This window comes from Oleiharenicola sp. Vm1 (assembly GCF_047777955.1).
GTDB lineage: Bacteria > Verrucomicrobiota > Verrucomicrobiia > Opitutales > Opitutaceae > Didemnitutus.
In genome coordinates, this window is record NZ_CP180537.1 from 4,442,662 (window position 1) to 4,468,709 (window position 26,048).

The window sequence follows — 26,048 nt, forward strand, 5'->3', positions numbered from 1 at the left end:
CCAAGCTCAGCCGAATGCAACGCACGTCGGACATCAACGTCGTCGAAACCCGCACTCTGCCCTCGCCTGCCCAGCTGCTGGCCGAGCTGCCCAAGACGGACGCCCAGTCCGAGCTGATCGCCCGCGCCCGCGAGGACATCCATCGCGTGATCTTCACCGACGACCGGCGCTTCCTCTTCGTGGTCGGCCCGTGCTCCATCCACGACCCCGAGGCCGGACGCGACTACGCCCGCCGCCTCGCCGCCCTCTCGCGCCAGGTCGCCGACCGCATCCTGATCGTGATGCGCGTCTACTTCGAGAAACCCCGCACGACCGTCGGCTGGAAGGGCCTGATCATGGACCCGCACCTCGACGGCACGCACGACATCGCCGCCGGCCTGCGCCTCGCCCGCACCTTCCTGCGCGACGTCCTCGATCTCGGCCTGCCCACTGCCACCGAGCTGCTCGACCCGATCACGCCGCAATACATCGCCGATCTCGTCTGCTGGTCCGCCATCGGCGCCCGCACCGCCGAGTCGCAGACGCACCGCCAGATGGCCTCCGGCCTCTCGATGCCCCTCGGGTTCAAGAACGGCACCGACGGCTCGATCCAGACCGCGATCAACGCCATCCGGGCCGCCGCGCACCCGCAGACCTTCCTCGGCATCAACCTCGACGGCGCGTCCTCCGTCATCGTCACCCGCGGCAACCCCAACTGCCACGTCGTCCTCCGCGGCGGCACCTCCGGTCCGAACTACTCGCCCGAGCACATCGCGCGCACCGAGCAGCTCCTCGCCGCCGCCAAGCTCCCGCAGTCCATCCTCGTCGACTGCTCGCACGATAATTCCGCCAAGAAACCCGAGCTCCAGCCCGACGTCCTCCGCGTCGTCCTCGAGCAGATCGCCCACGGCAACAAGTCCATCATGGGCGCCATGGTCGAGAGCAACCTCGGCGCCGGCAACCAGCCGTTCCCGCAGCCGCTGGACCGACTGCGCTACGGCGTCTCCATCACCGACGGCTGCATCGACTGGGACACGACCGAGCGACTGGTCCGGGAAATCCACGCCGCCCTCGCCCCGCGCTTCGCCTGACACGCACATGACCGGCGCCCGCGGCGCACAAAGTAGTTCCCCTGCCCGGCCGGCGACGCCCGCTTAACTCGCCGCGCGGACAAACTTCGCGCGTGTTTTTCGCCCGATTCGTGGTTAACTGCCCGCCCTCTCTATGAAAGCCCCTATCCGTGTCGCAGTCACCGGCGCCGCCGGCCAAATCGGTTACTCGCTCCTGTTCCGCATCGCCTCGGGCGCGATGTTCGGCCCCGACCAGCCGGTCATCCTCCAGCTCATCGAAGCCCCCATCGAGAAGGCCCTCAAGGCCCTCGAGGGCGTCGCCATGGAGCTCGATGACTGCGCCTTCCCGCTGCTCAAGGGCATCGTCCAGACCTCCGACGCCTCCGTCGGCTTCAAGGACGCCAACTGGTGCCTCCTCGTCGGCGCCAAGCCGCGCGGCCCGGGCATGGAGCGCGCCGACCTCCTCAAGGACAACGGCAAGATCTTCATCGAGCAGGGCCGCATCATCGACGCCGTCGCCGCCGCGGACGCCCGCATCGCCGTCGTCGGCAACCCGGCCAACACGAACTGCATGATCGCCGCCTCGCAGGCCAAGCGCCTCCCGGCCGACCGCTTCACCGCCATGGTGCGCCTCGACCAGAACCGCGCCCAGACCCAGCTCGCCAAGAAGGCCGGCGTCGACCTCACCGCGGTGAAGGACATCTTCATCTACGGCAACCACAGCCCGACCATGTTCCCGGCCTTCGCCCACGCGACGATCGGCGGCAAACCGGCCGCGGCCGTCATCAACGACGCCGCCTGGCTCCAGGGCCCGTTCTGCGAGACCGTCGGCAAGCGCGGCGCCGCCATCATCGCCGCCCGCGGCGCCTCCTCGGCCGCCTCCGCCGCCAACGCCCTCGTCGATCACGTCCGCTCGCTCGTGACACCCGGCGCCATCCACTCCATCGCCGTGAAGTCGAACGGCGCCTACGGCTTCGACCCGGAAGTCTGGGCCGGCATGCCCGTCCGCACCACGACCCCGGGCAGCTACGAGGTCATCACCGGCTACAGCATGGACGACTTCGCGAAGTCCAAGCTCGCCGCGACGAACAAGGAGCTCGTCGAAGAGCGCGCCTTCGTCGCCGAGATGATCAAGTAAGGCCGCCGGATCGCATCCATTATAGGCGGGGTCTCCTGACCCCGCCTTTTTTCGTCCCCCCCGCGGGCGGCGGCGCCCCGACGGCGCCCCGAATCCCCACGGCCGCCCGAACCGCCTCGTCATTGCCGGGACGGCGACGCCCCCTCCCGATCCTCGACCAAGCGACCCACGCGCGACGCCACGCCCAGCCCCGCGCGGCATGAAGCCGCTCCTAGATCAGCCCCGCCAGCACCCGGCTCTTCGTCAGCGCGAACGCCGCGCACACGGCCAGGAACTCCTGTCCCAGCTCGCGCGGCGACCCGGGACGCGGGAAGCGCATCTCCAGCGTCGAGCCGTCGCACACCACCTCCGCCGCCACGCCGTCGACCGTGAGCACGCACTGCGCGCAATTCGACGGGTAGTTCACCGTCAGCCCGGCGCCGTCGGGCAGGGCCTCGACCGCATCGATCACCGCGTCGACCCGCACGCCCTTGCCCAGCCCGAACACGATCGCCCCGAAGACGCCGGCGAACAACTCATCCAGCTCCGGCCGCTCGAGCACGTCCGGCGACGCCACGCCGTGCAGCGTCCGCGTCACCACGAACTCCGCCGGTTCCCGCTCGTCGAGCGCATAGCCGATCTCGAAGACGAAATCCCGCGCCGTCAGCACCGCGTGCGGACTCGCGACGTCGAGCGCCAGCTCCGCCCGCTTGTAACCGAAGGCCGTCCGCACGCGCTGGAAGAGCGCCTCGCCCTCGTCCGCCAGCTCGCCGGCGCAGAGTTTCGCCAGGAAGGCCGACGTCGCCGCGTTCACCGCGTCGGGCACCGTGTGGTGCTGCTTGCGGAAGGCGCCGAGAGCCTTCACCGCGCCGCCGCCGCGGCCGACGAAGCTGATCCGCGAGACGGGGAGGATGCTTTCGCTTTCGACACGCCGCGCAGTCAGGCACCGCCGGCGGCGCGAGGCAAGGAGCCGGACAAAAGTTGAGCGGCGGCCCGGACAGGCCGCCGCTCGTGCTTACCCCTGTTGCTTGCAGAAATTTCAGGCCGGGATCGGCGGCGGGACGTTGGCCGCCGGCGGCGGGGTCGGCGCGGCGGGCTTGCTGTTCCGGCGGAAGAGGCTGATCACCCCGATCACGCACAGGACGGGAATCCAGATCGGGGAGAGCGCGACCGCGAAGGCGAGGACCACCGCGACCAGCGCCGCGAGGAGGGAGAGCCCGAGGGCCCCCAGCACCGCAGCCGCGATCAGGCCGGCCAGGGCGGCGATGAACAGGAGCGGGCTCAACTTGATCGCCACGATGAGGAGGACCGCGGCGAGGAGGATCTTGAGGAAAGTTTTCATGGTGCTGAAACAACACGGCGCCACCGGGAAAAGTTGCAGCCCGCGCGCCCTCCCGGAGCCGCAACGCGGCGTTGCCCTCCGCAATTTCCGTGTCTTCCGTGTGTTCCGTGGGCTCCTCCTCCCCCGTTCCCGTCGTCTGCGCCGTGATCGAACACGGCGGTCTGATCCTGCTCGCGCAGCGTCCGCCGGGCAAATTGCTGCCTCTGAAATGGGAATTCGCCGGCGGCAAGGTCGAGCTGGGCGAGGATCCCGCGGCCGCGATCGTGCGCGAGATCCGCGAGGAACTCGGCTGCGACATCGTCATCACGCGCGCGCTGCCGCCCTTCACCCACGACTACGGCCGCGTCGTGATCGAGATGATCCCGTTCGTGTGCGCGCTCGCGCCGCACTCGTCCGCCCCGCACCCGCACGAGCACGTCGCCCTCGCCTGGGCGAAACTCGACGACCTCGCGACCTACGATCTCGCCGCCGCCGACTATCCCGTGATCGACGCCTACCGGCACACCCGCGGAAGTTGAATTGCGCGCGGCGCGCCGCGTCATAACGTGGCGGCCTCCCCATGACCACCCCCGCCAAGAAACCGTCGTTCCGCTGGGAAGATCCCTTCCTGCTCGAGGATCAGCTCACCGAGGAGGAGCGCATGGTGCGCGATTCCGCCCGCGATTTCTGCCAGGGCCAGCTCATGCCCGGCATCGTCGCGGCGAACCGCCACGAGCAGTTCGACCGGAAGATCATTAACGGCTTCGGCGAGCTCGGCCTGCTTGGCGCCACCATCCAGGGTTACGACTGCGCCGGCGTGAGCTACGTCGCCTACGGTCTCATCGCGCGCGAGGTGGAGCGCGTCGACTCCGGCTACCGCTCGGTGATGAGCGTGCAGTCGTCGCTCGTGATGTTCCCCATTCATGCCTACGGCAGCGAGGAGCAGCGGCAGAAATTCCTCCCGCGCCTGGCGAAGGGCGAGCTCGTCGGCTGCTTCGGCCTGACCGAGCCCGGCTCCGGTTCCGATCCCGCGAGCATGAGCACGCGCGCGCGTCGCACCACCGGCGGTTACCGGCTCAGCGGCACGAAGACCTGGATCACCAACTCGCCGCTCGCCGACGTCTTCGTCGTCTGGGCGAAGGACGACGACGGCGAGATCCGCGGCTTCATTCTCGAGAAGGGCATGGCCGGACTCTCCGCGCCAAAGATCGAGGGCAAGTTCTCCCTCCGCGCCTCGCCCACCGGCATGATCGTGATGGAGGACGTGTTCGTGCCCGAGGCCAATCTCCTCCCGAACGTGAAGGGCCTGAAGGGCCCGCTCGGCTGCCTGACGAAGGCGCGCTACGGCATCGCCTGGGGCGCGCTCGGCGCCGCGGAGTTCTGCTGGCACGCCGCGCGGCAATACACGCTCGACCGGAAGCAATTCGGCCGTCCGCTCGCCGCCACGCAGCTCATCCAGCTCAAGCTCGCCAACATGCAGACCGAGATCGCGCTCGGCCTGCAGGCCGCGCTGCGCGTCGGCCGCCTGATGGACGAGGGCCGTGCCACGCCGGAGATGGTGTCGCTGATCAAGCGCAACTCCTGCGGCAAGGCCCTCGAGATCGCCCGCCTCGCCCGCGACATGCACGGCGGCAACGGCATCGTCGACGAGTTCCACGTCATCCGCCACGTGATGAACCTGGAATCGGTGAACACCTACGAGGGCACGCACGACATCCACGCGCTGATCCTCGGCCGCGCGCAGACCGGCCTCCAGGCGTTCGGGCCGGAGTAAATCCACCCAGGTCTTTGCTGCCTCGGTATCGTGGTCGCCGCGCAGTGTGGTAGGGGCCGTTGCCCTCAACGGCCTTCAGGACTGCCCGCTGGCCGCTTGAAAGGGCGCTTGCGGGCAAGCGCCCCTGCCCTCTGCCCTCACAGCACCTTCGCCTCGTCGCGCAGCTTGGCGATGAGCTCGTCGACGGTCTTCACCTTCACGCCCGCCTTGCGGCCGGCGGGCTTCTCGAGCTTCAGCACCTTGGTGCGACTGGCGGCCGCGACCCCGAGCGCCTCGGGCGTCGTCTCCTCCAGCGGCTTTTTCTTCGCCTTCATGATGCCGGGGAGCGACACGTAGCGCGGCTCGTTCAGGCGCAGGTCGGCCGTGAGCACGGCGGGCAGAGCGACGCTGAGCGTCTCGATGCCGGCGTCGGTTTCGCGGGCGCAGCGCGCCGTCGTCCCGGAGATTTCCAGCTTCGACATGAACGTCACCTGGCCCACATCGAGCAGCGCGGCGAGCATCGGGCCGGCCTGGCTCGAGTCGTCGTCGATGGCCTGCTTGCCCATGAGCACGAGGCCGGGCGTCTCCTTCCGGTAGACGGCGGCGAGCACCTTCGCGACCGCGAGCGAGTCGAGCGGCGCGGCGTGCTTCACCAGGATCGCGCGGTCGGCACCCATCGCGAGGCCACTGCGGAGCTGCTCGGCGCACTCGTCGCCGCCGATGGTGACGACGACGACCTCGGTCGCCGCGCCCTTCTCCTTCAGGCGGAGCGCTTCCTCGACCGCGATGGCGTCGAACGGATTCACGGCGAACTTCACGCCGTCGGTGTCGATGCCGGAGCCGTCGGCGAGGACGCGGATCTTCGTGTCGGGATCGGGGACGCGCTTGAGGGGGACGAGGATTTTCATGCGGGGAAAAGGAGGATAGAAATGCGTGGTGCCTGGGTAGGGGCGCCTGCCCTCAAGCGCCCTGCGCTCGCTGCGGACGGCGCTGCCGAGGGCCGTTGAGGGCAACGGCCCCTACCGCCGCGCCAACGGTGAAACGACGAATGCTGCTCGTCGGAATCATTTGGCGGCGAGCAGCGCCGGGTAGCTGCCGACGGCGTGGAGACGGGCGGCGAGGCGGCGGCGCATGGCGACGGTGTCGAGCGGCGTCCAGCGCAGCATCTTGCGGGCGAGGCCGAGCTGCAGCTTCAGCTCGTCGCCGGTGGCCATGTGCGCGATGGCGTCGCGCGCACGGTTTTCCATGCGAGCGACGGAGTCGTTCACCCAGGTCAGCGCGAGGTCGGCGTGCACCGCCGCGGCGGCGCCGCCGCGGGCGCGGGCCTTCAGCGCGCGGAGCACGGCGCTTTCGCCGAGGAAAAGGTCGATGCAGAGGTCGCTGAGCACGGCGAGGACCTCCTGCTCGTGGATGAGCTTGTCGCCGAACTTCTGGTGCGCGCCGCCGAAGAGCAGCAGCACGGCCTTCTTCGCGCGACCGAGGAGGAACTGCGCGGTGGCGAGGTCGTCGCCGGCTTTTTCCGCGGGCGGCTCCTTCTGCGCCTCGGCGAACGCGGCCATCGCCGCCGCCATCAGCGCGAGCTTACCCTTCGCCGCGCGGCGCAGGAGATTGGTCGGGATGAAGAGGCGGTTGATCTCGTTCGTGCCCTCGAAAATGCGGTTGATGCGCGCGTCGCGCGTGGCGCGGGCGGGGGCGAACTCCTCGGTGAAGCCGTAGCCGCCGTGGATCTGCAGCGCCTCGTCGGCCACGAAGGTGAGGATCTCCGAGCCCGCGACCTTGACGGCCGAGCACTCGAGCGCGAACTCCTCGATGGCGCGGAAGTAGCCGGGCTTGATCGTGGTGACGAGCTCGCCGGTGGCCTTGACGTCGTCCATCTGCCTCGCCGTGCGGTAGAGCGCGGACTCGATCGCGTAGATGCGCGCGGCCATCTCGCCGAGCTTGTGCTGGATGAGGCCGAAGCTGACGAGCGGCTTGCCGAACTGCTGGCGCTCGCCGGCGTATTTCACCGCGGTGCGCAGCATGTCCTTCGCGCCGCCCATCGTGCCGGCGCCGAGCGAGAAGCGGCCGAGATTGAGGATGTTGAACGCGATGTAGGCGCCCTTGCCGACCTCACCGAGGACGTTTTCGACCGGCACCGGCGTGTCCTCGAGGATGACCCGGCGCGTGGACGAGGTCTTGAGGCCGAGCTTGTGCTCCTCGCGGCCGGTGGAGACGCCGGGAAAGGTCTTCTCGACGATGAACGCGGTGACGTGCTCGCCGTCGACCTTGGCGAAGATCACGAACACGTCCGCCCAGGCGGCGTTGGTGATCCACATTTTCGCGCCGTTGAGGATGTAATGTTTCCCATCCGGCGAGAGCACGGCCTTGGTCTTCATGCCCAGCGCATCGGAGCCGGAGCCGGCCTCGCTCAGGCAATACGCGGCCATCCACTCGCCGCTGGCGAGCTTGGGGAGGTATTTCGCCTTCTGCGCGTCGTTGCCGAAGAACGTGATCGGGCCGGTGCCGATGCCGCTGTGCGCGCCGCAGGTGATGCCGAAGCCGGCGAGGCGGCTCAGCTGCTCGGCGACGCCGATGGCCGCGACCTTGCCGACGCCGAGGCCGCCGTATTGCTCCGGCACCTCGAGACCGAGCAGGCCGATTTCGCAGGCCTGGGTGAAGACCTTGCGGGCGAGGCCTTCCTCGCGGTGCTCGAGCGCCTCGAGCTGCGGGAAGACTTCCTTGTCCATGAACTTCTCGGCGGTCGCGGCCATCTCGCGCTCGTCGCTGCCGAGGTCTTCGGGGGTGAAGACGAGTTCGGGCTTGGTGTCGGTGAAGAGAAAATTGCCACCGATGAGGTGCGCCGGGAGTTCTTTTTCAGCCATGGGGAGCGGGGGTTAAGAAGGGGCCGGGGCCGCGGGCGCGTGCGCCGCGGGCGGATTCAGGCCGAGGCGCTCGACGAGCAGCTCGGCGATGTCGAGGACGCGCGCCTCGCCGTTGTTCGCGGCGACGCCGTCGGACATCATCGTGAGGCAGAAGGGGCAGCCGGTCGCCACGGTCTTGGCGCCGGTGGCGAGGGCCTCGCCGGCACGCTGGGTGGAGACGCGCTGCTTCGGGTCCTCCTCCATCCACATGCGGCCGCCGCCGGCGCCGCAGCACGACGTGCCGGCGCGGTTGCGCTTCATTTCGCAGAGCGACTGGCCGCCGATCGCGGTGGCGAGCACTTCGCGCGGCGCCTCGTGGATGCCGTTCACCCGGGCGAGGTAGCAGGGGTCGTGGTAAGTGACCGCTCCGGACAAAGAGTCCGTATTACGGACTTTGGTTTCCGGCGCGGCGGGCAGTTTCCCCGCGCGGATCAGCTCGGCGAGGAGCTGAGTGTGGTGGACGACCTCGTAGTGGCCGCCGAACTGCGCGTAATCCTTCAGCAGCGCGTTCACGCAATGCGGGCAGTGCGCCACGATGCGCTTCACGTGGTATTTGTTCAGCGTCTCGATGTTGGCCGTGGCGAGCTCCTGGAAGAGAAACTCGTCGCCGAGGCGGCGCGCGGAGTCGCCGGTGCATTTCTCCTCCTTGCCGAGGATGGCGAAGTTCACGCCGGCGTGCCGGAGCAGGCGCACCATCGCGCGGGCGATGCGTTGGGCGCGGCGGTCGTAGGACGCGGCGCAGCCGACCCAGTAGAGGATCTCGAAGGACGGGTTCTCCTTCACGGTCGGGGCGGCGGGAAGATCGGCGGGCGGGGTCATGATTTCGGTTTCAGCGCGTCGGTCCAGGCGGTGCGCTCGGCGGCGGGCAGGCCCCAGGGATTGCCGTTCGACTGCATGCGGCGCAGGGCGGTGGCAGCGGTGCCGCTGAGTCCGCCCTCGGCGACGAGGTGACGGCGCAGCGTGAGGATGAAGGTGAGCTGGTCGACGCGCACGGGGCAGGTGTTGACGCAGGCGTTGCACGCGGTGCAGCTCCAGAGCGTCTCCGCCGCGATCGTCGCCTCGTGCAGCGGGGGCACGTCGGCTTCCCGGCCGGCGGCGAGCGCCGCGGCGGTTTTCTCCATCGCGCCCTTCAGGTCCTGCACCACGCGCTTGGGCGAGAGGGGTTTCGCGGTGGCGAAGGCCGGGCAGACCTCCTCGCAGCGCCCGCACTCCATGCAGGCGTCGAGGCTGAGGAGCTGTTGCTGGGAGAAATGCCGGATGTCGGCCGGACCGACGCGGCCGGTCGCCTCGACCTCCTCCATCGTCACCGGCGGCATCACGCCCATGACCGATTTCGTCAGGAAGAGGTTGAGCGGGCCCGCGACGAAATGGAACAATCGCGTGAACGGGATCGACGCGATGAAGCCGAAGACGAGCACCGAGTGGATCCACCACACGATGAAGTGGGAGTGCCGCGCCTCGGCCTCGCCCAGGTGGAGCCAGCCCGCCAGCCACAGGCCGACCGGCGAGCAATGCGCGCCGATCCCCGACGGTTGCTGCCAGAGGAGGCGCAGCGCCTCGACGAGGTAGCCCGTCACGCCGATGGCGAGGAAGGCCAGCAGCACATACCAATCGGTCGCGCGGTGGCCGAGTGCGGACGGCCGGCGCAGCCGGCGCGCGAGGAAGGCCAGCGTGCCGAGCAGGAAGAGCAGGCCGAGCACGTCGAGCGTGAACTCGTAGGCGACGTAATAGGCGCCCTGGTGGAACTTCAGGCCGTGCCAGAGATGCGAGAGCACGTTGTCGGCCTCGAGCAGCACCGTGCCGGCGAACAGCGCCATGAAACCGACGTAGAGGCTGACATGCGCCACCGTGCCGAAGCCGTGGCCGCGCACGCGCTGCTGGGCACCGGCCTCGACCGCCGCGCGCGCGGCGCCGGGGCGGATCTTCTTCCACACCTCGGCCAGGCTGCCGACGACGAGATCGTGCGCGTTGATCGACGTGCCGAGGCGCCAAAGCTTCACGCGGCGCCAGACCCCCCAGGCGAACACGCCCATCGTTGCCGCCGCGAGCGCGTAGAACGCCAGCTGCGACGACAGCGGGATGTTGCCGAAGGTCTCGCGGGTGGGAGTCATGCGATCGGAAAGGTGCAGGGCGGGGTCGTCCTACAAATTTGCGCGCGAATGCTGGGGGTGGAACGCCGCATCACTGCTTCAGCTTCTGGATCAGTTCCGGCACCGCCTCGTAGACATCGGCGACGAGGCCGTAGTCGGCGACCTCGAAGATCGGCGCCTCGGCGTCCTTGTTGATCGCGGCGATGATCTTCGTGTCCTTCATGCCGGCCATGTGCTGGATGGCGCCGGAAATGCCGACCGCGAGGTAGAGCTCGGGCGCGACGATCTTGCCCGTCTGGCCGATCTGGAGGGAGTTCGGCGTGATGCCGGCGTCGACCAGCGCGCGCGACGAACCGACGGCGGCGCCGAGCGTGTCGGCCAAGCCGCCGACGAGGCGCTCGAAATCCTCGGCGCTCTTCAACGCGCGGCCGCCGGAGACGATGATGCGCGCCTCGGTGGCGTCGGGCCGCGCGCTCTTCTTCACCTCGCGGGCCTCGAAGGTGGCGAAGCGCGGGAGCTGCGCGGCGTCGACGGCGACGGCCTCGACGGGCGACGGCGCGTCCGTCGGGGCCGCGGCGGCAAATGCCGCGCTGCGCACGGTGGCGAACTGGATGTCGCCCTCGAGCTGGACGGTGGCGACGACGTTGCCGGCGAACATCACGCGGCGGAAGGTCAGGGCGCCCGCGGTGCCTTCGAGACCGACGACGTCGCTGACCATCGCGGCGTCGACCAGGGCGGCGGCGCGCGGGAGCACGTCCTTCGTGAAGGTCGAGACGGCGGCGAGCACGAGCTTGGCGCCGCGCGCGCGGACGACGGCGGCGATGACGGCGGCGTAGCGGTCGGCCAGCGGCTGCGCGAGGTCGGCGTGATCGGCGACGAGCACCGTGGCGGCGCCCGCGCGGCGCAGCGCCTCGGCGGCGGCGGCGACACCGGAGCCGAGGAGGAGCAGGTCGAAGGGCGCGCCGGCCTTCTGCGCGGCGGCGGCGGCCGCGAGGCTCGCCGTCTTGAGGGTGCCCTGATCGTGTTCAGCAATGACGAGAGTGTGAGACATCGTGGAGGGAAGTCAGCGGGAGGGGTAGAAGCGGGCCTGCGATTGGGCCATATGACGCAGCTTCGCGCACGGCTCAAAATACGGCGCCACCTCCGTTTGAAGTTTCTGTAGCTGGGCTACAACGTCCGCTACTCCGCGCGTGTCGGCGTAGCGCAGCGGGCCGCCGCGGAACGGCGCCCAGCCGGTGCCGAAGATCATGCCGAAGTCCACGTCCTCCGGCGCGGCGACGACGCCTTCCTCGAGGCAGCGTGCGGCCTCGTTGACCATCACGAGCACCATCCGGTCGCGCAGCGTCGCGTCGTCCTGCGCGCGGCCCTTGCCGCCGGCCTGGAGGAACGCGAGGCCGCCGTTCGGCGACTCCTTCGCACCTTTCTCCTTCGGGAAAACGTAGAAGCCGGTGCCCGTTTTTTTGCCCAGCCAGCCCTTCGCGATCATCTGCGCGAGCGTGTCGTTGATCGGGACTGGCTTGGCCAGGCGGTTCTGGAGGTCGACGGCGACGTGCTGCGCGACGTCGAGCCCGACCTCGTCCGTGAGGCGCAGCGGGCCCATCGGCATGCCGAAATCGAGCATGATCCGGTCGAGCCGCGGGACGTCGACACCCTCGTTGAACAGCCGCACCGACTCCACCATGTAGGGGAGCAGGATGCGGTTCACGAGGAAGCCGGGGCTGTCCTGCACGAGCACGGGGAGCTTGCCGATCGCCTTCACGAACGAGAGCGCCGTGTCGAGCGCGGCGGGCGAAGTGCGCGGGCCGCGGACGATCTCGACCAGCTGCATGCGATGGACGGGATTGAAGAAATGGATGCCGACGACGCGCGTCGGATCGGCGAGCCCGCCGGCGATGGCGTCGATCGAGAGCGCCGAGGTGTTGGTGGCGAGGATCGTCCGGGGACCGGCGCGCTGCTCGAGCTGGGCGAAGATCTTCTGCTTCAGCTCGAGCTTCTCCACGGCGGCCTCGATGACCAGGTCGACCCCCGCGAGCGGCACGTCGGTATGCACGGGCGTGATGCGATCGAGCGCGGCGGTGGCCTCGGCGGGCGTGAGTTTTTTCCGCTTCACGCCGTCCTGGACGATCTTCTCCGCGGACTTGAGTCCCTTGGCCAGCGCCTCGGGCGCGACGTCCTTGAGCAAGGTCGGATAGCCGCGCGCGCTGGTCCACTGCGCGATGCCGGCGCCCATGACGCCGGCGCCGATCACCGCCACGCGCTGCACCGGCCGCGCGGCGCCGTCGGCGGCGGCCGCCTTCAGCTTCTTGGCCCGCTCCTGGAGGAAGAAGATGCTCATCAGGCTGTGGCACTCGGGCGTCTGCACGAGGCTGAGGAACGCGGCCTTCTCGATCGCGAGCGCGGACTCGAGCGGCTGGCCGAGCGCGCCGACGGCGGCGTCGAGGGCCTTGAGCGGCGCGGGATAGTGGCCGCGCGTCTTCGCGAGGACCTCCCGGCGCGCCCGGCGCACGACGAGCGGGCGCAACAACGCGGAGTTCATCAGGCCCGAGGGCGACGGCGTCGGGCGCTTGCCGCGGGCGAGCTGCCGGCGCGCGGCGGCGACAAGGTATTCGGGATGCGCGACGTCGTCGACCAGGCCGGTCTTCTGCGCCTGGGCGGCGACGAGCTGCTTGCCGGTGAGAATGATGCCCAGCGCCTGCGGCAGGCCGATGAGCCGCGGCAGGCGGACCGAGCCGCCCCAGGCGGGCAGGATGCCGAGCTGCGTCTCGGGCAGGCCGATCTTCGTCGACTTGTCGGTCGAGGCGACGCGCCAGTCGCACGCCAGCGCAAGCTCGCAGCCGCCGCCGAGGCACACGCCGTTGATGGCGGCGACGGAGGGAACTTCAGCGCCTCGAGGCGGCGGAAGACGCGATGGCCGAGATCGACGATGTCGCCGAGCTGCGCGACCGTGGCGCCGGAAAAGGCGTTCAGGTCGGCGCCGGCGATGAAGATCTTCGGCTTGGCGCTGACGAGCACGACGCCCTGCAAGTCGCCGCGCCGCTCGAGCGCGGCGAGGTGGCCGTCGAGCTCGTGCAGCGTCGCGACGTCGAAGACGTTGGCCGTGGAACCCGGCCGATCGAAGCTGAGCGTGGCGATGCCGTCGCGCTCGAAGGTGAGGGTGATGTTGCTCATGCGACCTCCAGCCAGAGTGCCCCGCCCTGTCCGCCGCCGACGCAGAGCGAAACGAGGGCGCGTTTCGCGTGGCGGCGTTTCAGTTCCTGCAGCGCGGTCAGCGCCAGGCGCGCGCCGGAGGCGCCGACCGGGTGGCCGAGCGCGATGGCGCCGCCGTTGACGTTGAGTTTCTCCGGCGGAATGACCCCGAGCGCGCGGTCGCGGCCGAGGTGTTGGCGGGCGTAGTCGTCGGACGCCGCCGCGGCACAACAGGCCATCACCTGCGCGGCGAAGGCCTCGTTGATCTCGATCAGGTCGGCGTCGGCGAGCGTGAGGCCGGTGAGCCTTTCGGCCTTGGCCATGGCGTAGACGGGGCCGAGTCCCATGCGCGCCGGCTCGCAGCCGGCGTAGGCGAAGCCGGTGAGCCGTCCCAGCGGCGCGAGGCCGAGGCGTTTGACGCCCGCCTCGGTGGCGACGAGCAGCGCCACGGCGCCGTCGGTGACCTGCGAGGCGTTGCCCGCGGTGACCGTGCCGCCGCGTTTTTCGAAGACGGCTTTCAGTTTGCCGAGCGCCTCCATCGTCTGGCCGTCGCGGATGCCGTTGTCGGCGTCGACCGCGACCGGTTCCTTGCCCTTGCGCGGGTAAACGGGCGTAATCTCGTCTTTGAATTTCGCGCGGGCGGCCTCGGCTTTCTGATGCGAGCGCATGGCGAACTCGTCCTGCGCCTCGCGCGAGAGCTTGAAGTCCCGCGCGAGCAGCTCGGCGGTCTGGCCCATGCCGAGGCCGCAGACCGGATCAGTCAGGCCAAGCATGAGCGCGATCCTCGGAGCGAAAAGGTCCTTCGGGCGGAACGCAGCGAAGGCGGCGAGCTTTTGCCCGAGCGACTTCGCTTTGCCGAGGGCGGCGAATTTTCTCACGGCGCCCTCGTTGTAGATCAGCGGGTAGTTGGTCATGCTCTCCGCGCCGCCGACGAGGAAGATGTCGCCGCGGCCGGCGGCGGCCTTGTCGGCCGCCTGCGTGATGGCCTCGAAGCCGGAGGCGCAGTTGCGCGAGACGGTGATGGCCGGCACGGACTCGGGGATGCCCGCGCGCAGGGCGATGACGCGGGCGACGTTGGCGGCGTCGACGGGATTGCCCACGCAGCCGAAGACGACCTCGTCGATCAGCGCGGGGTCGAGGCCGGTGCGGGCGAGGAGCGCGGCGGTGGCGGTGCGGCCGAGTTCGGCGGCGTCGCAGGCGGCGAGCGTCGTGCCCATCTTGGCGAACGGCGTCCGCACGCCGTCGACGATGTAGAGCGGTTCTTTCATGGCTTGGCGGGTTGGAGGCGGGCCGGCGGCGGCTGGTGCGGGGCGGCGTTGCCGTTGGGGCGGTGGTCGACGACCTTCTGTTCCTTGAGCGCGACGCCGACCTTCTGGAGGATGCGCATCTCCTCGGCGGTGTGGAAGACGATCTTGTTGGGCCGAATCTCGAAGTGCGAGTGCAGCAGGTTGCTGATCTGGGTGCGCAGCGCCTCCTCGGGCAGGTCGCTGGCGCGGGTGACGTGGAGGTGGATCTCGTCGAGGTCGAGCGGGTCGTCGTTCACCTTGCGCATCTCGATCTGCCAGGAACCGATGGTGCGGAGGTCGTCGAGGGCGTGCTCGAGCTCGTTGAAGTCGATGATCGTGCCCTTGATCTTCTGGAAGCGCAGCGCGCGGAAGTCGGAGACGCGCGAGATGCGGCCCATCAGCCGCGGCATGCGTCGGCCGCAATACGGACAGGGCTCGTAGGTGAGGCCGTGCTCGATGAAGTCGCCGGTGCGGTAGCGGAGGACGACGGTGCCGCGCTGCTCGAGCGGCGTGTAGACGAGCTCGCCGCCGGTGCCGTCGGGCACGGTCCGGCCGGTCTCCGGATCGACGACCTCGAAGATGCCGAGGTCGGGAAACAGGTGGTAGCCCGGCGGGGTGTGCCCGGGCGTGAACGGGCACTCGGCCCAGGCCAGCTTCGCCTCGGTGAAGCCGTAGGTGGCCACCACGACGACGTCGGGCGAACCGATCTGCGCGCACAGCTCGGCGAGCTTGCGGCGCGTGCCCTCGGCGACTTTCTCGCCGCCGAGCAGCACGCACTTGATGCCCTCGACGCGCAGGCCCTCGTTCACCGCCTCGCTCAGCACGTGGTAGAGGAAGGTCGGCATGCCGGTGATGACGGTCGGGCGGATCTTCTGCATCGCGCGGAGATTGCCCTCGGTGCCCATGACCTTGCCGCCGCCGGTGGAGAGGCAGAAGATGTTCCGGTCGATCCCGGAGTAGAACATATACCAGAACGCCAGGTGCGGCGCGAAGGGGAACATGTTCAGCATCCGGTCCTCGGCGGTGCGGCCGCCGAGGTCGGCGATGCGGCCGCTGCCGATCCCGAGGTGCGCGATGTCGTGCTGGGTGTAGAGAAACGCGACCGACTCGGTCGAGCGGCCGGTCGTGGCCGTCATGAACGTCGGCCGCCACTCGCGTTCGAGCTCCTCCTTGGCGCGCGCCGGGCCGCGCCGGAGGGCGCGCAGGATGGTCGCCGGGCGCCGGCGCAGGACCGCGGGGTCGGGCTTGAGCACGAAGTCGAGCGCGCGCCGCGGGTTGTCCGGCGTGGGCAGGAGGTCTTCCTTGGTGGTGAAGGGCAGTTTCGCGAGGTCGTCGAGCGTGCGGACGGCGTCCGCGGTCAGGCCGGCCTGGGCGAAGACGCGCTGGTAGTGGCTCGAGAACGGCAGCACGCAATCGCGCAGGTAGCGGTGCAACTTCTCGCCCTGGAGCGCGCGCGTGCGCTCCCGATCGAGACAATGCCAGTGCTTGGTCAGGGAGGGGGTGGACATAGCGGAACGGCGCCGAAGCGCGCGTCAGGGGTAATTTGCAAGCGCACCTTGTGTAGCCGTTTATCGTGTGCAAGCGAAAATTCGCCATTGACGAAAACTTTCTGGACGGTTCGCTCCAAGCGTAACAATTTGCCCGCCCTCCCCGCCCGCATGGCCGAATCCCTGAAAATGAAACTCCTCCGGTGGCGCTTCAACCGCTACCCGGCCTACCGCCAGTCGGGCGCGCGGGTCGTGCACATCGCAGAGGACTTCCGGGAGATCACCGTGCGCCTGCCGCTGAACCGCTCCACCCGCAACCTCCACGGCACGATCTACGGCGGCGCCATGTATGCGGCGGTCGACCCGCTGCACGCCGTCATCGTCGCCGCCCACCTCGGGCCGGACTACCACGTGTGGATGAAGTCCGCACAGATCGACTTCAAGCGCCCCGGCCGCGGCGACCTCTTCGCCCACGCGCGCGTGAGCAAGCACGAGCTGGAGGAGATGCGCGAGGCGCTGCGGCACGCGTCCAAGCTCGACCGCGTCTTTACCCTCAACCTCGCCGACCAGGCCGGCGAGGTCGCCGCGCATTTCACGCTCACGGTGCACATCAAGCGCCGCGGCGCGCACGAAGCCCCGATGGAAGAACTCGTCTTCGCCCGATGACCGCCCCCTCGCCGACCACGTCGTCTTCATCACCGGCGCCAGCCGCGGCATCGGCCGCGCCATCGCCCTCGCCGCCGCCCGCGCCGGCGCCCACGTCGTCATCGCGGCCAAGACCGTCGAGCCGCACCCGAAGCTCCCGGGCACGATCCACACCGTGGCGGACGAGGTGCGCGCGCTCGGCCGCGAGGCTCTGCCGTTGCCGCTCGACGTGCGCGACGAGATCGCGGTGCAGGACGCCTTCGCGGCGGTGGGGAAAAATTCGGCCGCCTCGACGCCCTGGTGAACAACGCCGGCGCCATCTCGCTCACCAACGTCGAGAACACGCCGGTCAAGCGCTTCGACCTCATGCAGGAGGTCAACGCCCGCGCGCTCTTCGTCTGCGCCAAGAACGCCCTCCCCTCCTCCGCGCCTCGGGCCGCGGCGGCCACATCGTCAGCCTCTCGCCGCCGCTCAATCTCAACCCGCGCTGGCTCACCCCGCACGCGCCCTACACGCTCTCGAAATACGGCATGACGCTCCTCGCGCTGGGCCTGGCCGGCGAGGTCGGCCGCGACCGCATCTCCGTGACGACGCTCTGGCCCCGCACCACGATCGCGACCGCCGCGATCGAGTTCGCCGTCGGCGCCGAGCTGATGAAATTCTCCCGCACCGCCGACATCATGGCCGACGCCGCCCTCGCCATCCTCACCACCGCCGACGGTTCGCTCAACGGCCGCTGCCTGCTCGACGAGGACCTGCTGCGCGAGCGCGGCTCGACCGACTTCGCCCGCTACGCCGCCGACCCGGCGCACGCCGACCGGCTTTACCCCGACCTCTTTCTCGACTCCTGAACGCCCCGCTCTCCCCGTCACCCTCGCCCTTTCCTTCCATGCGCCCTCTCGCCGAAACCTCCGCCTCCTCCGCCCCGGCCAAGTCGCCGCCCAGCGAGCAGAACCTCCGCTTCATCCTCGGCCTCAAGCTCAGCCAGCTGCGCAAGCAAAAGGGCCTCCCGCTCAAGGACGTCGCTGCGCGCGCCGACCTCGCCATCTCCTACCTCAACGAGATCGAGAAGGGCAAAAAATACCCCAAGCCCGAGAAGATCCTCGCCCTGGCCAAGGCGCTGGGCACGACCTACGACGAACTCGTCTCGCTTCAGCTCGGCGAGAAACTGCACCCGCTCTCGGGCGTGCTGAAGTCGGGCGTGCTCGAGGAGATCCCGCTCGAGGTCTTCGGCCTCACCCCCACCGGCCTGCTCGAGATGATGGCCGCCTCGCCGGAGAAGATCAGCGCGCTCTTCGACACCTTCGTGAAGATCGCCCACCGCTTCGACGTCACGATCGAGCACCTGCTGCTCGCGGCCATGCGCTCCTACGTCGAGCAGAACCAGAACTATTTCGAGGACATCGAGCTCGCGGCGGAGAAGTTCCGCAAGGAGCACGAGTGGGCGCGCACCCAGACCCCCGACCTGGCCCGGCTCCGCGAGCACCTCACCCAGCGCCACGGCTACACCATCGACGACGCGGCCCTCGCCGCGCGCCCCGACCTGCAGGACATGCGCGCCGTGACCTTCGGCGCCGAGAGCCAGCATCCGCGGATGTTCCTCAACTCCCGGCTCTCGCTCTGGCAGCAGGCCTTCCTCCTCGCCCGCGAGATCGGCTACCGCGAGATGGGACTGGTCGAGCCGATGACGACCTCGCCGATCGTGAAGGTCGCCTCGTTCGACCAGCTGCTGAACAATTTCCGCGCCTCCTACTTCGCCGGCGCCATGCTGCTCGACCGCCACCTCCTCGTCTCCGACCTGCGCCAGTTCTTCACCCGCACGCAGTGGGACGGCAACATGCTCGTCGCGATCAACCGCCGCTACCAGGCGACGCCCGAGATGTTCTTCCACCGCCTCTCGCAGATCGTGCCGCGCTTCTTCGGGCTGGAGCAGATGTATTTCGTGCGCTTCGACCACACCCGCGGCACCACCGACGTGCGCATCGGCAAGGAGCTGCACTACCAGCGCATGCACGGCACGCACAGCGTGGGCGTGAACGAGCACTACTGCCGCCGCTGGGTCTCGCTCCGCTCGCTGATCGAGCTCGACGCCCGCCGCGCCCGCGAGGGCTCGGCGCTGATCGTCGCCGGCGCCCAGCGCTCGCGCTTCTACGCCAGCAACGACGAGTATTTCTCCATCTCCCTCGCGCACCCGCGCTCGGCCAACCCCGAGATGAACTCGTGCGTCACCCTCGGCTTCGTGATGAACGACGCGCTCAAGAAGTCGGTGAACTTCTGGAACGACCCGACGTTGCCGACCTCGCTCGTGGGCGACACCTGCGAGCGCTGCGGCATCGCCGACTGCGAGTCGCGCGCCGTGCCCGCCCTCATCCGCCAGCGCGAGGACCGCCGCGCGCGGCAGCTCGCGGCGCTGGCGCAGCTCCAGGTCGAGCGCTGAGGAGCGCGGCGCTAGATGCGCCGTAGCGCCGTGCCCGGCACCCGGCGGGCCGGCACGCTGTCCGGCAGCGGCGACGCGGCGGCGCGCTTCGCCTTCGGGGTGTAGAACGCCTGCACGGCGAAGATCATGTCGATGTCGTCCTGGCTGCGCGAGGCCTTCACCGCGCAACCGAGGAAGCGCAGCTTCGTGCTGACGATGTTTTCGCGGTGGCCCGGCGAATTCATCCAGGCCTCGACCACGGCCCGCGCGAAGCTCTCGTAGGTGTGAACCCGAGCGGGCCGGCCGGTGCTCGTTTCGCGCAGCGTCGGATCGTTCTTCAGGTGGTAGACGCCCGTGCCCCGCGGCAGGTCGTAGAGGGGAATCCGCGCGATGTTCTCGGCCACGTATTCGGGGTCGAGCCCGGCGAACTTCACGCGGTCGAGCGGCGTGGCGATGAGCGGAAAGGGGTTGGTGTGGCTCGGCGGGCGGAACACCGAGCCAAGCCGCGCCTGCGTCCCGGCCGCGTCGTCGAGCTTCGGCTCGGCGCCGAAGGGCTTCAGGCCGAGCTGCGCCCGCACCCGGTTCGTCTCCTCGAAGATCGCCCGCGCCAGCCGCGCTTCGTCGAGCGCGTCGGCCCGGATCGGATCGCCGGGCTCGGCGGCGGACGCGCCGGCCGCCCCGAAGCCGAGGAGGACGAGGGCGAGGATCCGGCAGGCGTGGACGAGCGACATCGCACCGGCAAAAGACGGCGATTCGGCCGGCTGTCAAACTCCCGCCTCGCTGCGCGGAGGAGCCGCGGCGGCGCGGGCGCAAAAAGGCCGCGCGGGAACGCGCGGCCGGGAGCCGGAGCGGCAGGGCGGTTACTTGCCGCCCAGGGCCATGTCCTCCATCAGAGCGAGCGCGGTGGCCTCGGCGATGTCGTGGACATCGAAGCGGTTGACGATGCGGCCGGCGTCGCGGTCCTTGCCCAGCACGTCGCGCGAGCTGGCCTGGCCGATGATGGCGGAGTCGCTGAGGCGGATCGCCGTGGCCTGGATGTCGGGCACGACGGTCGTCTGGTCGCCGGAGACCTTCGGCAGCAGCACCTCGCGGCTGGAGATCAGCACCTCGATGACGACATCGGCGACCTTGCCGAGCGCCTCGCGGTCCTTGCGCGCCTGCTCGTTGCCGGAGGCGGTGAAGTGGTCGAAGGGCTTGTCGGCGATCAGGGCCGCGGCGACGCGCTGGTCGGCGAGCGACGCGCCGGCGGCGCGGAACGGCCGGCCGAAGAGGCGCTCGACGTCGCGCACGGTCTGCCGGTCGGCGAGCGTTTCCTTGGCGGCGTCCTTGGCCTCGAAGGTGTTCTCGGCGGAGACATGCTCCTTGGAGGCGGTCGTGGTGCCGCGGCCGAGCGGGGCGGCGGGCACGGACGAGGCGCTGCCGTTCACGTTGACCTGCACCTGCGGGGCGCCCTGCGGCGCGGCGGCGTCGACGTCGCTCTTGGTCTCGGCGCGGTCGGCCTCGGTGCGCTCGGTGCGCTTGGTCAGGCGGAGGCCGGAATTGGCGTCGATGAGCTCGCGGTTGACGTAGAAAAGCAGGCGGGGCTTGCCGAGCTTGGCGTAGGCCTCGGCGAACTTGTCGACCACGGCGCGGGCCTGGTCGGGCGGGATGATGGCGCGGTTCTCGGGCGCGTAGAGCTTCTGGCCGCTGTCGGCCGGCGCGAGCGAGGGCGGCGTGCCGGCGGGGACCTGCTGGACGACCGGCGGGCGCTCGCCGGCGGTGGCGGGCTGGTTCTGCGCGAACCCGGCGGTGGCGCCGGCGGCGAGGGCGAGGAAAGCGAGGGTGGTTTTCATGGTGCAACGGCGCGGCTCAGCGCGCCTGGCGGACGGCGACGGTGTATTTGCGCGCCGCGTTGGTGTGGGCGACGAAGCGCATCGCCTCGGTGGCGTTCTCGCCGAGGATCAGCGTCTGCCACGGCGTCTCGTCGCCGGTGGAGAAGCCGGCGTCGTCCTTGAACACGCAGCGGATCTGGACCTGGATGCGGCGGTTCTCGCGGTTCTTGACGTTGGCCACGACCTCGAGCCGGCCGTCCTCGCCGATGCGCTCCTGCAGGCCGGTGCAGGTGACGGAGATCTGCGTCGGACGGTCCATGAGCACGAATTTCTCCGTGTTCTCGAGCGTGTAGCGCGTGGTGTCCTGCGGCAGAAACGGGCCGGGCTCGTGCTGGCAGCCCGCGAGGAGCGCGGCGGCGGTCAGCGCGGCGAGGCAGAGGGGCGTCTTGACGTTGTTCATGGCTGGTCGGTCTGGTGTTGAGATGTTGGACAGCGCCATCGGGGAAAGTTCACCCGGCGGCGGGGTTTTTGCTAATTCGCTGAGAAACACGACGGTGTCGCGGTCGCCGGCGGCGGGGACGTGGAGCGTAAATTCGCGGGTGTGGGCCTCGATGACGCGGCCGTCGGCGCCGAGGTATTCGATCGCGGCGGCGTGGTCGCCGGCGCGCAGGCGCAGCGCGGTGAAGCCGAGGTAGCGCGGGAGGTTGTCCCAGGCGCGGATATCGGCGCGCGCCACGGTGGCGGCGGAAAGGACCTTGCTGAAGGCGCCGAGGGCGGCGAGGGCCAGGGCCGTTTGGTCGGAGCCGCGGCCGCTCTCGCCTTCGGCGCGTTTGCGCTCGGCCTCGTTGTGGGCGATAACGGCGCCGAGGAGGGACACGTCGCCGACGACGTCGGTCGTGCCCTTGAACACGGCCTTGTTGCCGAGGATGTAGTCCATCACGCGGCCGCCGCGGGTGGTGGCCTGGAAGTAGAGGTCGTCCCACGGCGCGAGGGCGACGGTCTGCCCGTCGACGCGCAGGCGCGCGCTGGTGGCGGCGGACGGCGGATCGGAAAAGCGCAGCTTCTCGCCGTAGGTGCCGTCGGCGAACTTCAGCGGGCCGCGGCCCCACTCGGCGAAGACGAGGACGTTGGCCTGCGGATCGTAGGGGGCAGCGGGTGCCTGGCGCTCTTCTCCGCCCGGGCGAAGGCGTCGCTGCCGTCGGCCGCGAGCTTCGCGCTGGCGAGGCCGTCGAGGTAGTCGAGCAGCACGTAGTCGGCGCGGTAGTCGCCCTCCTCGGCGACGCTGTCGAGCAACTGGCCGGAGCGGAAGCAGGCGCGGGCGTTGTCGGGCTCGCCGTCGCGCCAGTAGAGGATGGCGCGGTAATAGTAGGCCATGACGCGCTCGTAGGGCTCGCCGATGAAGGTCTTGCGCTCCTCGCCCGACCAGAGCGAGCGGGCGCGCTGGGCGTCCGCGCGATCGGCGAGGATGCCGCCCATGGTGAGGATGGCGTCGTCGAAGCGCTGCTTGGCCTCGTCGTCGCGGCCGGCGCGGAGGGCGGCGAGGCCGAGGCGGTATTGCCACAGGACCTTGTCGCGCACGAGGGTGCCGGCGAGCTTGGGGTCGTCGGTGACGAGCGGCTGGTCGGTGGGCAGCGCGGGGCCGACGCAGCCGGTGAGGGTGACGAGGACGGCCACGAGCAGGAGCGCCCGTGGCCCGATGGAACGGAGACGCGACATCGCGCGAAAGTGAGCACGGCAAAGCGCCGTGCGTCACGCTCAACGATACGCCGCGTCCTCGAGACCCTGCTTCTTGATCTCGGCGGAGCTCTCCCAGACGATCTCGCTGGTGCGGGCGTCGGTGAGGCGGAAGGTGTAGAGCACGTAGTCGCTCACGCCCTGCGAGGTGCGGGTGGTGAGGCTCTGGAGCTTGCCGGTGAGGAAGTAGTCGGCGCCGCGGAACTCGACGACGTTGGGGTCGGCGCTGGCGGTGACTTGGCCGCTCATCTTGAGCTCACGCTCGCGCTCGAGGGTCTTCATCATCTCGCGGTCGAGGAAGCGCACGTGGCCGGCGGCCTTCTCGTTCAGCTGCGAGCGGATGCGGGTGAGGAAGATGTCCTTGTTGATCGGGAAGCGCGTCTCGTTGACGACCGGCTCGAGCACCACGCGGGGCGTGACCTTGGCGGCGGCGATCTCGGGGATGCCGAGGATGCCGCGCGACATCTTGTCGGTGACGGCGACGAGGTCCTGGGACTCGACGCCGGTGCCGGCGACGAAGCCGCGTTCATCGGGGCGCATTTCCGTGACGGGGACGCCGTTCGGGTTCTGGACGCCGCCGTAGGGCTGCTGGCAGCCGGCGAGGAACGCCGCGCCGAGGGCGCACGAGGAAACAATGAGGAGACGAGGGTTCATGGGTGCTTGGTGAAACGAAAACGAAGCGCTCAGCGGCCGAACAGGGAGTTCGCGCTGCTCATCGGCGACGAGTTGCCGTAGTAATTGTTGATGATCGTCACCTGCTGCGGCTGTTGCTGCGCCGCCGGCTGGGCGGCCGCGACCTCGGGCTGGTAGTAGCTCACCGGGCGCACGCGACGATACGGACGGTCGACGGCGGCATCGCGGGTCGATCCGATCACCGCGCCGGCCAGCGCGCCCCAGAGGGCGCCGCGCGCGCCGTTGCCGCTGCCGCTGTTGTTGCCGATGATCGCGCCGAGGCCGGCGCCGAGCAGCGCGCCGCCGAGGGCGTTGTCGCCGCTGCCGTAGTAGCCGGTGTCGTAATAACCGTAGGTGTAGCTCGGGTAGTAGGTGTAGCTCGGGTAGGCGTAGGAGTAGCGCGGGTAGTCGTAGTAACCCCAGTAGCTGCTCGGCCAGACCGTCGCGCGCGGATAGGAATAGTAGCCGTAGGGCCGGTAGCCGACGCGGCGATAGCCGTGATCGTGGGACCGGTAGTCGCGATGGCCGTAGTCGCCGTAGCCCACGCCGACGCGCACGCGCGTGCGGGCGTCGCCGCGCCCGGCGGCATGGTTCGCATCGTCCGCCGCGGCGCCGAGCACCGCCCCGGCGGCCGCGCCGATGAGCGCGCCCTTACCGCCGTTGCCGCTGCCGCTGTTGTTGCCGATCACCGCCCCGGCGATGCCACCGAGCACGGCGCCGTTGACGGCATTGGGACGAAAGGTCTGCGCCGACAGCGACAACGCGGTCGCGCCGAGCAAAGCGAGGGCGAGGAACTTTTTCATGGTTGGTGAGGGCCGAGGGGTGGGACACATACCCTAGGGAAGTGTTTCACCGGGAATCAACGGGCGAGCGTCCGGAACCTTAGGGCACAGGCGGGAGTTGCGCCGGCGAACGGAGCAAGCTACTTGGATTTCGCGACAAAACAACCACTTAGCCCAACGTGATCCGAGGCACCTTCGATCTCCCCGTGCTCTTCGACTACGGCGCGACTTTCGCGTTCGGGTTGTCCGCGGCGCTGGCCGGCATCAAGCGACATTACGACATCGTCGGCGTGCTGGCGCTGGCGCTGGTCACGGGGCTGGGCGGCGGCGTGCTGCGCGACGGGCTTTTCCTCGCGCAGGGTCCCACCCCGCTCCTGACCAACCCGCGCTACATCCAGCTCATCGGTGCGGCCGTGCTTTGCGGCATCCTCTTCGGTTCGCGCATCCACCATTTCGCCCGCCTCATCGCCATCGTGGACGCGCTCGGACTCGGCGCCTACGCGGCCTTCGGCGTGCAAAAATCCCTCCACGCCGGCCTGTCGGCGCCGGCCGCGATCCTCGTCGGCGTCGTCAACGCCGTGGGCGGCGGCGTGCTGCGCGACCTCCTCTGCCGCGAGGAGCCGCTGGTGTTCAAGCCCGGGCAGTTCTACCTGCTCACCGCCCTCGCCGGCGCCGTGACGTTCGTGTTTTGCACCGCCAGCCTCGAGCTGTCCGCCAACCGGGCCGCGATCGTCGCCGTGGTGCTGACCTTCGTCTTCCGCGCGCTCACCATCCGCTTCAACTGGCGCACCGCGCCGGTCTCCTCCGGCAGCATCTTCGAGAACGACGACGATCCGCCGCCGCCCCCGGCCAAGCAGACGGGGCCGGCCTGAGCGGTTTCCCTGCCGGAATTTTCCTGCGGAAATTTCCCCGAACTTCCGGGCTACAGGCGCGACGACCCCGCGGTTCCGCGGGATGAGCGGGAATATTTTCGGGACGAAGCGAACCTCGTCCGCGACGGGGCAGTCGCACGAGCCGAACCCGGAACCTCAACCCAGGAAACAACCATGAATACCACGCTACGTTGCCTCCTCGCTCTCGCTTCGGCCACGACGCTCGCCGCGTCCGCCTCGGCCCAGCTGCTCCATGGTGCCGCCAATGCGGCCACGACGGTCCGGCCGGCCCTGCCGCCCCCGCCGCCGCCGCCCGCGGTGACCGCCTCAGCCGCCGCCCAGAGCGCGGCGACCACCGCCGCCACCGTCCGCGCCCCGGTCCTCCCGCCTGCCGCTGCCGCCGCGACCACCGCCGGCACGGTCGGCGCGAGCGTGTCCGCGTCACACCAACCCGCCGTCGTCGGCAGCGCCAACGCCTCGGCCACCGGCCAGCTCCGCGGCGCGGCCGGCCTCGACGTCGCCGCGACGCACGGCATCAACGCCACCGTGAACACGGCGGAGACGACCGGCGCGATCCGCCAGACCGCCTTCAACGCGCGCGAGTCGCTCTCGGCGCAGATCGAGGCCCGCATCGACGCCAGCACCCAGGCCCTGGCCGAGGCGAAAGCCCGCGCCGAGATCGCCGGCGACCACGCGCGCGCCGAGTTCGCCCGCGCGATGCGCGAGGTCCGCGCCACGGAAAAGGAATTGCGCGCCTCGCTTCGCGCCTCCGTGAAGGCGACGAAGGAAAGCACCTGGGGCGAAGTGCAGTCCCAGCTCGCGAAGGACTACTCCGCCTACGCCACCGCCGTGATCGCCGCCGACGCCGCCGCCAGCGGCAGCGCGAGCAGCGCGCCGAAATCCTGACCGCCACCCGCCTCGGAACTC

Annotated in this window: 24 protein-coding genes and 1 pseudogene; 9 read left to right on the forward strand and 16 right to left on the reverse strand. The window is 69.9% G+C overall.

Annotated elements, in window-relative coordinates; all coding sequences use genetic code 11:
• Nucleotides 1-14 precede the first annotated feature (14 nt).
• Both ACMYLB_RS21225 and ACMYLB_RS21230 read left to right on the forward strand, forming a co-directional pair.
• Nucleotides 15-1,070: a 3-deoxy-7-phosphoheptulonate synthase gene (locus ACMYLB_RS21225; RefSeq protein WP_415908935.1), complete on the forward strand. Its 1,056-nt coding sequence runs from the start codon at nt 15-17 to the stop codon at nt 1,068-1,070.
• A gap of 133 nt (nt 1,071-1,203) precedes the next feature.
• Nucleotides 1,204-2,187 (forward strand): malate dehydrogenase, encoded by a 984-nt coding sequence (locus tag ACMYLB_RS21230; protein WP_415908936.1) that lies wholly within the window; start codon nt 1,204-1,206, stop codon nt 2,185-2,187.
• 211 nt (nt 2,188-2,398) lie between these two features.
• Here the strand turns inward: ACMYLB_RS21230 and ACMYLB_RS21235 are convergent, their stop codons facing one another.
• Nucleotides 2,399-3,031 (reverse strand): hypothetical protein, encoded by a 633-nt coding sequence (locus ACMYLB_RS21235; RefSeq protein ID WP_415908937.1) that lies wholly within the window; start codon nt 3,029-3,031, stop codon nt 2,399-2,401.
• 174 nt (nt 3,032-3,205) lie between these two features.
• Nucleotides 3,206-3,508, reverse strand: a complete 303-nt coding sequence (locus ACMYLB_RS21240; protein ID WP_415908938.1) for a hypothetical protein — start codon at nt 3,506-3,508, stop codon at nt 3,206-3,208.
• Nucleotides 3,509-3,615: 107 nt separating this feature from the next.
• Between ACMYLB_RS21240 and ACMYLB_RS21245 the strand changes: the two genes are divergently transcribed.
• Nucleotides 3,616-4,026 (forward strand): (deoxy)nucleoside triphosphate pyrophosphohydrolase, encoded by a 411-nt coding sequence (locus ACMYLB_RS21245; RefSeq protein WP_415908939.1) that lies wholly within the window; start codon nt 3,616-3,618, stop codon nt 4,024-4,026.
• Between the two features lie 41 nt (nt 4,027-4,067).
• The gene (locus ACMYLB_RS21250; protein ID WP_415908940.1) at nt 4,068-5,261 is read left to right on the forward strand and encodes an acyl-CoA dehydrogenase; all 1,194 of its coding nucleotides are present in this window, start codon (nt 4,068-4,070) and stop codon (nt 5,259-5,261) included.
• A 137-nt stretch (nt 5,262-5,398) separates the two neighbouring features.
• Here the strand turns inward: ACMYLB_RS21250 and ACMYLB_RS21255 are convergent, their stop codons facing one another.
• The 8 genes from ACMYLB_RS21255 to ACMYLB_RS21290 form a co-directional block, all read right to left on the reverse strand.
• Nucleotides 5,399-6,148 (reverse strand): electron transfer flavoprotein subunit beta/FixA family protein, encoded by a 750-nt coding sequence (locus ACMYLB_RS21255; RefSeq protein WP_415908941.1) that lies wholly within the window; start codon nt 6,146-6,148, stop codon nt 5,399-5,401.
• 156 nt (nt 6,149-6,304) lie between these two features.
• Nucleotides 6,305-8,101 carry an acyl-CoA dehydrogenase family protein gene (locus ACMYLB_RS21260; protein WP_415908942.1) on the reverse strand — a complete coding sequence of 599 codons (1,797 nt, stop codon included), beginning with the start codon at nt 8,099-8,101 and terminating at the stop codon, nt 6,305-6,307.
• 12 nt (nt 8,102-8,113) lie between these two features.
• Nucleotides 8,114-8,959, reverse strand: coding sequence for a (Fe-S)-binding protein (locus ACMYLB_RS21265; protein ID WP_415908943.1), 846 nt, complete (start codon nt 8,957-8,959; stop codon nt 8,114-8,116).
• Entirely contained in the window at nt 8,956-10,251 is a 1,296-nt protein-coding gene (locus ACMYLB_RS21270) for a 4Fe-4S dicluster domain-containing protein (protein ID WP_415908944.1), read from the reverse strand. The genes ACMYLB_RS21265 and ACMYLB_RS21270 overlap by 4 nt, the downstream gene beginning before the upstream one ends.
• A gap of 70 nt (nt 10,252-10,321) precedes the next feature.
• A complete protein-coding gene (locus ACMYLB_RS21275; RefSeq protein ID WP_415908945.1) occupies nt 10,322-11,281 on the reverse strand; it encodes an electron transfer flavoprotein subunit alpha/FixB family protein in 960 nt (319 codons plus the stop codon).
• Between the two features lie 12 nt (nt 11,282-11,293).
• Nucleotides 11,294-13,081, reverse strand: a complete 1,788-nt coding sequence (locus ACMYLB_RS21280; RefSeq protein ID WP_415908946.1) for a 3-hydroxyacyl-CoA dehydrogenase NAD-binding domain-containing protein — start codon at nt 13,079-13,081, stop codon at nt 11,294-11,296.
• A 313-nt stretch (nt 13,082-13,394) separates the two neighbouring features.
• Nucleotides 13,395-14,684 carry a thiolase family protein gene (locus tag ACMYLB_RS21285; RefSeq protein WP_415908947.1) on the reverse strand — a complete coding sequence of 430 codons (1,290 nt, stop codon included), beginning with the start codon at nt 14,682-14,684 and terminating at the stop codon, nt 13,395-13,397.
• Complete coding sequence (locus ACMYLB_RS21290; protein ID WP_415908948.1) at nt 14,681-16,210, reverse strand: phenylacetate--CoA ligase family protein; 1,530 nt, start codon at nt 16,208-16,210, stop codon at nt 14,681-14,683. Before ACMYLB_RS21290 ends, ACMYLB_RS21285 begins: the two co-directional genes overlap by 4 nt.
• 168 nt (nt 16,211-16,378) lie before the next feature.
• On the opposite strand from ACMYLB_RS21290, the gene ACMYLB_RS21295 reads away from it, so the two are divergent.
• The 3 genes and pseudogenes from ACMYLB_RS21295 to ACMYLB_RS21305 all read left to right on the forward strand — a co-directional run bounded on the left by ACMYLB_RS21295 (nt 16,379) and on the right by ACMYLB_RS21305 (nt 19,271).
• Entirely contained in the window at nt 16,379-16,855 is a 477-nt protein-coding gene (locus ACMYLB_RS21295; RefSeq protein ID WP_415908949.1) for a DUF4442 domain-containing protein, read from the forward strand.
• A 28-nt stretch (nt 16,856-16,883) separates the two neighbouring features.
• Nucleotides 16,884-17,685 (forward strand): annotated as a pseudogene (locus ACMYLB_RS21300) (SDR family oxidoreductase).
• Nucleotides 17,686-17,723: 38 nt separating this feature from the next.
• Nucleotides 17,724-19,271 carry a helix-turn-helix domain-containing protein gene (locus ACMYLB_RS21305; RefSeq protein WP_415908950.1) on the forward strand — a complete coding sequence of 516 codons (1,548 nt, stop codon included), beginning with the start codon at nt 17,724-17,726 and terminating at the stop codon, nt 19,269-19,271.
• A gap of 11 nt (nt 19,272-19,282) precedes the next feature.
• Here ACMYLB_RS21305 and ACMYLB_RS21310 read toward each other — a convergent pair whose 3' ends face one another.
• The 6 genes from ACMYLB_RS21310 to ACMYLB_RS21335 form a co-directional block, all read right to left on the reverse strand.
• Nucleotides 19,283-19,981: a CAP domain-containing protein gene (locus tag ACMYLB_RS21310; RefSeq protein WP_415908951.1), complete on the reverse strand. Its 699-nt coding sequence runs from the start codon at nt 19,979-19,981 to the stop codon at nt 19,283-19,285.
• 129 nt (nt 19,982-20,110) lie between these two features.
• The gene (locus ACMYLB_RS21315) at nt 20,111-21,082 is read right to left on the reverse strand and encodes a hypothetical protein (protein ID WP_415908952.1); all 972 of its coding nucleotides are present in this window, start codon (nt 21,080-21,082) and stop codon (nt 20,111-20,113) included.
• Nucleotides 21,083-21,098: 16 nt separating this feature from the next.
• Nucleotides 21,099-21,998: a YcfL family protein gene (locus tag ACMYLB_RS21320; RefSeq protein WP_415908953.1), complete on the reverse strand. Its 900-nt coding sequence runs from the start codon at nt 21,996-21,998 to the stop codon at nt 21,099-21,101.
• Between the two features lie 152 nt (nt 21,999-22,150).
• Nucleotides 22,151-22,777 (reverse strand): hypothetical protein, encoded by a 627-nt coding sequence (locus ACMYLB_RS21325; RefSeq protein WP_415908954.1) that lies wholly within the window; start codon nt 22,775-22,777, stop codon nt 22,151-22,153.
• A 39-nt stretch (nt 22,778-22,816) separates the two neighbouring features.
• Nucleotides 22,817-23,449 carry a penicillin-binding protein activator LpoB gene (locus ACMYLB_RS21330; RefSeq protein ID WP_415908955.1) on the reverse strand — a complete coding sequence of 211 codons (633 nt, stop codon included), beginning with the start codon at nt 23,447-23,449 and terminating at the stop codon, nt 22,817-22,819.
• A 29-nt stretch (nt 23,450-23,478) separates the two neighbouring features.
• Nucleotides 23,479-24,270 (reverse strand): YMGG-like glycine zipper-containing protein, encoded by a 792-nt coding sequence (locus ACMYLB_RS21335; RefSeq protein ID WP_415908956.1) that lies wholly within the window; start codon nt 24,268-24,270, stop codon nt 23,479-23,481.
• A 158-nt stretch (nt 24,271-24,428) separates the two neighbouring features.
• On the opposite strand from ACMYLB_RS21335, the gene ACMYLB_RS21340 reads away from it, so the two are divergent.
• A complete protein-coding gene (locus ACMYLB_RS21340; RefSeq protein WP_415908957.1) occupies nt 24,429-25,121 on the forward strand; it encodes a trimeric intracellular cation channel family protein in 693 nt (230 codons plus the stop codon).
• Nucleotides 25,122-25,295: 174 nt separating this feature from the next.
• The gene (locus ACMYLB_RS21345; RefSeq protein ID WP_415908958.1) at nt 25,296-26,027 is read left to right on the forward strand and encodes a hypothetical protein; all 732 of its coding nucleotides are present in this window, start codon (nt 25,296-25,298) and stop codon (nt 26,025-26,027) included.
• Nucleotides 26,028-26,048: the final 21 nt, after the last annotated feature.